This is a genomic window from Pantoea conspicua, from assembly GCF_002095315.1.
Lineage (GTDB): Bacteria > Pseudomonadota > Gammaproteobacteria > Enterobacterales > Enterobacteriaceae > Pantoea > Pantoea conspicua.
This window is the reverse complement of the sequence record NZ_MLFN01000084.1, coordinates 1-8,026: the sequence shown is the minus strand read 5'-3', so window position 1 is coordinate 8,026 and position 8,026 is coordinate 1. Positions and strand designations below refer to the sequence as shown.

Genomic DNA, 8,026 nt, shown 5'->3' with positions numbered 1-8,026 from the left:
GGCGCGCTGCCACTGGTAATCCTGCGCCGAGGCGCTGGCACTCTCCAGCTGCATCTGCGCCTGCGCCTGGTGGCGAGTGACGCAGTGCCAGCCTGATACTGGTTCGTGATCACCTTCAGGTAGCGCTGATAAGCCTCTACGCTCTGCTGATAGAGCGCAATTTTCTGGTCCATAAACCGCAGCTGGAAATAGTCCTGCGCCAGTTCAGACTGGGCGCTCAGGGTGATATTGGCCAGTTCCGCGGCGCTGGCCGCCGCGCTGGCGCGGTTCTCTTCCAGCGTCCGTCGCAGTTTGCCCCACAGATCCAGCTCCCAGCTGGCGCTGAGTTCCGCCTGATGGCTGCTGCTGGTGGTGCGGGTACTGCCCGTAGTGACGTGACTGCCGCTGCGCGTCACGCTGCTATCGTAGCCCAGTGACGGAAACAGCGCGGCGCGTGATTCACTCGCCAGCGCCTGCGCCTGACGGTACTGCGCCGCATAATTCGCGACGTTCTGGTTCGAGATGCTCACCTGGCTAAGCAGCCCGCTCAGGGTGGCGTCGTGATAGACCGCCCACCATTCGCCTTTGCTCTGCTGATCCAGCGGCGTTGCGGGCTGCCAGCCTTTGGCCTCTTTATAGTGAACCGGCATCGCCATCGCGGGACGCTGGTAGTCGGGACCAACAGTACAGCCGCTCAGCAGCAGCAGAACAAGCGGGATAACGGGTTTCATCAATCAGGATTCCGCATGGCGCAGACGACGCCATTGACGTTGGGTGGCACGGCTCAGACGATCGAGCCACAGATAAATCACCGGGGTGGTGAACAGGGTCAGCAGCTGGCTGAGCGCCAGACCACCGGCGATGGCGATACCGAGCGGACTGCGCAGATCGGCATCGCCGCCGCTGCCCAGCGCCAGCGGTAAGGCACCAAAAAAGGCCGCCAGCGTGGTCATCATGATCGGCCGGAAGCGCATCAGACAGGCCTGAGTAATCGCCTGTTGCGGCGTCATGCCCTGCTCTCTTTCGGCGCTGATGGCGAAGTCGATCATCATGATGGCGTTCTTTTTCACGATGCCGATTAGCAGGATGATGCCAATCAGCGCGATCACCGTCAGCTGGGTGTTGGTCAGCAGCAACAGTAACAGCGCGCCGACGCCCGCTGACGGCAGCGTCGACAGAATGGTCAGCGGATGGATATAGCTCTCATACAGTACGCCGAGCACGATATAGACCGCCGCCAGCGCCGCCAGAATCAGCCACGGCATGGTGGCAGTGAGCTGAGAAAAGGCCGCTGCCGTCCCGGCAAAACCGGCCTGGAGGGTGGCGGGCAGGCCCAGCTTCGCCATCGCCTGCTTGATCAACCCCTGCGCCTGCTCCAGCGAGACGCCATCATTGAGGTTAAAAGCCACGGTGCTGGTGGCGGACTGGCCCTGATGCGTCACGGCAAGCGGCGCGTTGCCACCGCTAAAGCGGGTAAAGGCCGACAGCGGAATCCGATCGCCGCTGTCGTTAATCACATAGAGCTGTTGCAGCATCGACGGGTTGACGGTGTCGCTATCCTGCAACGACATCACCACGTGATACTGATTCAGGGTGTGATAGAGCGTGGCGATCTGCCGCTGGCTGAAGGCGTTATTCAGTAACGTATCCAGCATCTGCACATTCACTCCAAGCCGGGTAGCGCGGTCACGATCGATGGTCAGCTCGACTTCCTGGCCGCCGGTCTGCGAATCGGAGTCGACGCTGTTGAGCTGCGGGATCGCTGCCAGTGCCGCCTGCACTTTCGGCGTCCAGCTACGCAGCAGATCGAGATCGTCAGCCTGTAAGCTGTACTGGTAGGTGGCGTTGGCGCTGCGTCCGCCAATGTGCAGATCCTGCGCCGCCATCAGGAACATCTGCGCGCCGGGGATCTGGCTGGTTTTGCGGCTCAGCCGGTTGGCCACTTCGGTAGCGGTGGCGTCACGCTGATCGAAATCTTTCAGCCGGACAAAGAAGTTGGCGCTGTTGCGTGCGCCGAACATCCCGCTGCCCATCGACGACATCACGCTCTCTACCGCCGGGTCGGCCTCGATGATTTTGGTAAACATCAGCATCTTCGGCTTCATCGCCTGGAATGAGATGTTCTGGTCGGCGCGCAGTGCGCCCATCAACAGCCCGGTATCCTGATTCGGAAAGAAGCCCTTCTGCACCACCGAATAGAGAAACAGGTTGAGCAGCACGGTCAGCAGCAGGCTGAGCAGCGTCAGTTTCTGATGACGCATCACCCACGCCAGCCCGCGCGAATAGGCAGCCAGCAGACGATTCAGCAGGTTCTCAATCGCCTGGTAGAGCGGATGCGGCCGCTGGCTGACCGGGGGTTTCGGTTTCAGCAGCCGGGCACAGAGCATCGGGGTCAGGCTGAGGGAGACAAACAGCGAAATCACCAGTGACACAGTGAGGGTAACGGCAAATTCGCGGAACAGCCGTCCGACGATGCTGCCCATCAGCAGGATCGGAATGAACACCGCGATCAGGGAGATGGTCATCGACAGCACGGTGAAACTCACCTCCTGCGCGCCACGCAGCGCCGCCCGCAGCGGACTCAGCCCGCGCTCAATGTGGCGGGTAATGTTCTCCAGCACCACAATCGCATCATCAACCACAAAGCCGGTGGCGATAATCAGCGCCATCAGCGACAGGTTATCGAGGCTGTAGCCGAGCAGATACATCACCGCGCAGGTGCCGATCAGCGACACCGGCAACGCCAGTGCCGGAATGATCACTGCCTGCAGATTGCGCAGGAAGACAAACACCACCGCGATCACCAGCAGGACCGCGATCAGCAGCGTCTCTTCGGTGTCATACAGCGAGGCGCGCACGCCTGGCGATCGGTCGACGACGATGCGCAGTTGCGTATCCGCCGGCAGATCTTTTTCCAGCTGCGGCAACTGCGCTTTAATGGCGTCGATGGTGTCGAGCATATTGGCGCCCGCCTGACGCTTGATGCCGATCATCACCGCCGGTGTGGCATTGAGAAAACCAGCCTGATAGCGATCTTCCACCGAGTCGTAAACCGTGGCGACATCGTGCAGCCGCACCGCTTTGCCCTGCTGGTAGCTGACGATCAGATCGCGATAGCTGGCCGCCTTATCCAGCTGTCCGTTGCTGTCGACCAGCCAGGACTCTCCGCTGCCCTGCAGCATCCCTTTCGGCAGATTGGTGGTGCTGTTGGCCACCGCGCTGCGCACCGTATCCAGCGAGATGCCGTAGTGGGTCAGCTTCAGCGGTTGCAGATCAATCCGCACCGCCGGTAAGGCGCTGCCCATCAGTGAGACTTCACCGACGCCGTTGACCTGCCCCATCGCCTGTTCGATTTTGCTCTCGGCCAGATCATAGAGCTCGCCGGGCGTGCGGGTGGCGGAAGTCAGCGCCAGCATCACAATCGGCGCGTCTGACGGGTTGGCTTTACGGTAGGTCGGCAGCGACGCCATCGCGCTCGGCAGCAGGCTGCGTGCCGCGTTGATCGCCGCCTGTACGTCACGCGCCGCGCCGTTGATATCGCGGTCCAGCTCAAACTGCAGAATGATGCTGCTGGAACCCTGCGAGCTGCTGGAGGTCATCTCGGTGATACCGGCAATCTGTCCGAGTGAACGCTCCAGCGGCGTGGCGACGGTCGCCGCCATGGTTTCCGGGCTGGCACCGGCCAGGCTGGCGCTGACCATGATGGTCGGGAAATCGACCTGCGGCAGCGGCGCGACTGGCAGCAGCCGATAGCCGAGTATACCGAGCAGCAGAATCGCCAGCGTCAGCAGCAGCGTCGCCACCGGGCGGAAGATAAACAGCCGGGTCAGGTTCATTGTCCGCTCCGCGCCTGCTGCTGACGGCGTTTCACCCAGCGACTACCGCGCTGCGCCAGCCCATCAAACCACAGGTAGATCACCGGCGTGGAAAACAGCGTCAGCACCTGGCTGACAATCAGCCCACCGACAATGACCAGCCCCAGCGGCTGACGCAACTCTGCGCCGGAGCCGGACGCCAGCATCAGCGGCAGTGCGCCGAGCAGCGCCGCCATGGTGGTCATCAGAATCGGCCGGAAGCGCAGCAGACAGGCCTGGTGGATCGCCTCCCGCGGGCTGAGGTGCTGCTGATGTTCCGCCTCCAGCGCGAAGTCGATCATCATAATCGCGTTCTTCTTGACGATGCCGATCAGCAGGATGACGCCGATCAGCGCAATCAGGCTGAACTCGGTGCCGGCCAGCAGCAGCGTCAGCAGCGCCCCGACTGCCGCCGACGGCAGCGTCGAGAGGATAGTGACCGGGTGAATAAAACTTTCATACAGAATGCCGAGCACCACATACATGGTGATCAGCGCCGCCAGAATCAGCCACAGGGTGTTGCTGGTGGCGCTCTGGAACGCTGAGGTTTCGCCCTGATAGCGCAGCGTCATGCTCTGCGGCAGCGCAAGCTGCTGCCGCACTGCCGCGATCGCCTGCTGCCCCTGCTCCAGCGAATAGCCGGGATTGAGGTTGAAGGAGATCATCACCGCCGGAAACTGGTTCAGCCGCATGTGCATTAGTGAACCAGTGCGCGGGTGGATGGTGGCAATCGAGGTCAGTTTTACCATCCCGCTGCCAGCCGTGGTGCTGGTGGAGCTGGTGGTCGAAGTTGTGCTGCTGCCGGAGGTTGTTGTGCTGCTGTCCGTGCTGTCGGACGGTTGCAGATAGAGATCATCAAACGATGCCGGACCCTGCTGCCAGGCGGGCGCGACTTCCAGCACCACCCGATACTGATTCGACTGGGTGTAGATGGTCGACACCAGCCGCTGACCGAAGGCGTTGTAAAGCGCAGTGTCCACGTCCGCCGCCGTGATGCCGTAGCGCGCCGCTTTGTCGCGGTTCAGCTCCACAAAGGCGACGCGTCCCTGATCCTGCAGGTTGCTCACCACGCCGTTAAACTCTGGCCGCTGCTGCAGGGCCGCCACCAGCGCAGGCGACCATTTCACCAGATTCTCGCTGTCGGCGTCGTCGAGTGTGAACTGATACTGGCTCGGTGAGACCTGATCGTTAACCGTCAGATCCTGCGCCGGTTGCAGATAGAGCTGAATCCCGGTCACACCGGCGGTGGCCTGCTGCAGTTGTTTAATCACCTCATCCGCCTTGACGTCACGCGAGGCAAACGGCTTGAGGTTGATCTGCAGGCGGCCACTGTTAAGGCTGCTGTTGGTGCCATCAATGCCGATGATCGAGGAGACGCTTTCCACCGCCGGGTTTTTCATGATCAGTGCCGACAGCGCCTGCTGCCGGGTGGCCATCGCGCTGAAGGAGACATCCTGCGACGCGACGGTCACCCCCTGAATCAGGCCGGTATCCTGGGTCGGGAAGAAGCCCTTCGGCACCACCAGATAGAGCAGTGCGGTCAGGGCTACCGTCGCCAGCGCCAGCAGCAGCGTCAGTTTCTGGTGGTTCAGCACCACCGTCAGCAGCCGGTCATAGCCGCCAATCAGGCGATCAAACAGCACGCCGCCTTTGCGGGCAAAAGTGGACTGCCGCTCTGGCGGAATATGGCGCAGCAGATAAGCGCACAGCATCGGCGTCAGGGTCAGCGATACCACCATCGACACCAGAATCGCCACTGCCAGGGTGATGGCAAACTCGCGGAACAGCCGCCCGACCACATCGCCCATAAACAGCAGCGGGATCAGCACCGCAATCAGCGAAAAGGTCAGCGAGATGATGGTAAAACCAATCTGCTGTGACCCTTTCAACGCCGCTTCCAGCGGGGATTCGCCCTGCTCCAGCCGCCGGGAGATGTTCTCGACCACCACAATCGCATCGTCGATGACAAAACCGGTGGCGATGGTCAGCGCCATCAGCGACAGGTTGTTGAGGCTGAAGCCCGCCAGATACATCACGCCGAAGGTCCCAATCAGCGACAGCGGCACCGCCACGCTGGGGATCAGCGTCGCCGCCACGTTGCGCAGGAACAGGAACGTCACCATCACCACCAGCGCAATCGACAGCATCAGTTCAAACTGCACGTCGCTGATCGAGGCGCGAATGGTCTGGGTACGATCGGAGAGGATAGTCATCTTCACCCCATCCGGCAGCGCCGCCTGCAGCACCGGCAGCTGCGCCTTGATGTTGTCCACCACCTGAATCACGTTAGCGCCGGGCTGACGCTGCACGTTAATCACAATCGCTGGCTGATTGTTGGCCCACGCCGACTGGAAACTGTTCTCCGGTCCCTGCTCAATGTGGGCGATATCCCTGAGCCGCAGCGCGGCGCCATTCTCATAGCTGAGGATCAGGTTGCCGTACTCCGCGGCGGTGCGCAGCTGATCGTTGGCATCGATGGTCACCGAATGATATTTGCCGTCAAAGCCGCCTTTGGAGCCGTTGACGTTGCTGTTGCCAATCAGCGTGTTGACCGCTTCCAGCGTCAGATTATGGGCAGCAAGTGCCTTCGGGTTGATCTGTACCCGAATTGCCGGCTGATGTCCGCCCGCCAGCGTCACCATCCCGACGCCGGAAATCTGCGACAGCTTGAGCGCCACCCGGGTATTGACCAGATCCTGCACCTGGGTCAGCGGCAGGGTGTCGGAACTGGCCGCCAGCGTAATCACCGCGCTGTCCGCCGGATTAACCTTTTTATAGGTCGGCGGATTGGGCAGATCGTCAGGCAGCAGGCTATCGGCGGCATTAATCGCAGCCTGCACCTCCTGCCCGGCGACGTCCAGCGACAGTTCGAGACTGAATTTCAGCGTAATCACCGACGAGCCGCTGGCGCTGGCGGAGGTCATCTGACTCAGCCCGGCCATCTGACCCAGCTGCCGCTCCAGCGGCGCGGTCACCGACGACGCCATTACATCCGGACTGGCACCGGGATAGAGCGTGGTGACCTGAATGGTCGGATAATCAACCTGCGGCAGCGCGAGGTGGAGAGAAATTTATAGGCAAAAATGCCGGCAATCAGCACGCCGACCATCAACAGGATGGTGGCGACCGGACGCAGAATAAACAGCCGTGACGGATTCATTTGGCTTCAGCGCTTGCCGGTGCAGGCGTCTCATCCGCCAGCGTGACCTTGCTGCCGTTGGTCAGCCGATCGATGCCTTCGGTAACCAGCCGATCGCCCGGTGCGACGCCGCTGAGGATCGCCTGGTGATCATCGTCAACCACCGGACCGGTGGTGACCGCTTTACGCGTGACGCTGTTATCCTGATTGATGACGAAGACAAAGCTGCCGTCGCTGCTTAACTGCAGCGCCTGCGCCGGGATCACCGTCACCCCTTTCAGCACCCGGGTCTGCAGCCGCAGGTTGACGAACTGGTTGGCAAACAGCGACTCATCCTGGTTGGCGAAAATGGCTTTCAGCTCGACGCTGCCGGTGGCGGTATCGATCTGGTTGCTGATGTACTTCACCTCGCCATTGGTGAGCAGATGCTGGTTATCCTGGTCAAAAAGTGTAGCGGGCAGGCTCTGGCCCTGATGCAGGGCGCTCATCAGCGTCGGGATTTCGCTCTGCGGCACGCTGAAGGTGACGGCGGCGGGCTGCATCTGGGTGATGGTCACCAGGCCGGTACTGCTGGAGGTCTGTACCATGTTGCCCGGGTCGACCTGACGCAGGCCAACCCGGCCAGCGATCGGCGCGGTGATGCGGGCATATTCGATACTCAGCTTCGCGCTGGCGATCTGCGCCTGATCGGCGGCCACGGCACCGCGATACTGCCCTACCGTGGCGATCTGGCTATCCAGATCCTGGCGCGACAGCGAGTCCTGCGCCGCCAGCTTGCGGTAGCGTGCCAGCGTCAGTTCGGCGCTTTTCAGCAGCGCCTGGTTCTGATTAAGTTCGCCCTGATACTGATTCAGCGTCGCCTGGTAGCTGCGCGGATCGATCTGCGCCAGCAGCTGACCCGCGCTGACCTTCTGACCTTCGGTGAAGAAAACCTGCTGTAGCTGACCATCGACCCGGCTGGTGACCGTTACGCTGGCGTTGGGGATCACCGTGCCCAGCGCATTCAGCCAGACCGGTACATCGCCGCGGGTCGCGACGCCACTGTGTACCCGCG

The 8,026-nt window shown here is 61.7% G+C and carries 2 protein-coding genes and 2 pseudogenes; all 4 read right to left on the bottom strand.

The genetic code is table 11. The annotated features are described in order from the left end of the window. Positions 1-710: pseudogene (locus tag HA41_RS18870) on the bottom strand (TolC family protein); the annotation flags it as partial. Positions 711-713: 3 nt separating this feature from the next. Next, entirely contained in the window at positions 714-3,815 is a 3,102-nt protein-coding gene (locus tag HA41_RS18865; RefSeq protein WP_094122039.1) for a multidrug efflux RND transporter permease subunit, read from the bottom strand. After that, positions 3,812-6,993 (bottom strand): annotated as a pseudogene (locus HA41_RS18860) (multidrug efflux RND transporter permease subunit). The gene HA41_RS18865 and the pseudogene HA41_RS18860 overlap by 4 nt, the downstream one beginning before the upstream one ends. Then, positions 6,990-8,026: efflux RND transporter periplasmic adaptor subunit (locus HA41_RS18855; RefSeq protein ID WP_143807373.1), on the bottom strand; the 1,037-nt coding region annotated here is incomplete at its 5' end. The gene HA41_RS18855 and the pseudogene HA41_RS18860, both read right to left, overlap by 4 nt.

Coding starts and splice junctions, on each gene's coding strand:
- HA41_RS18865 (WP_094122039.1), bottom strand. CDS start 3,815: ATGAACCTGACCCGGCTGTTTATCTTCCGCCCGGTGGCGACGCTGCTG.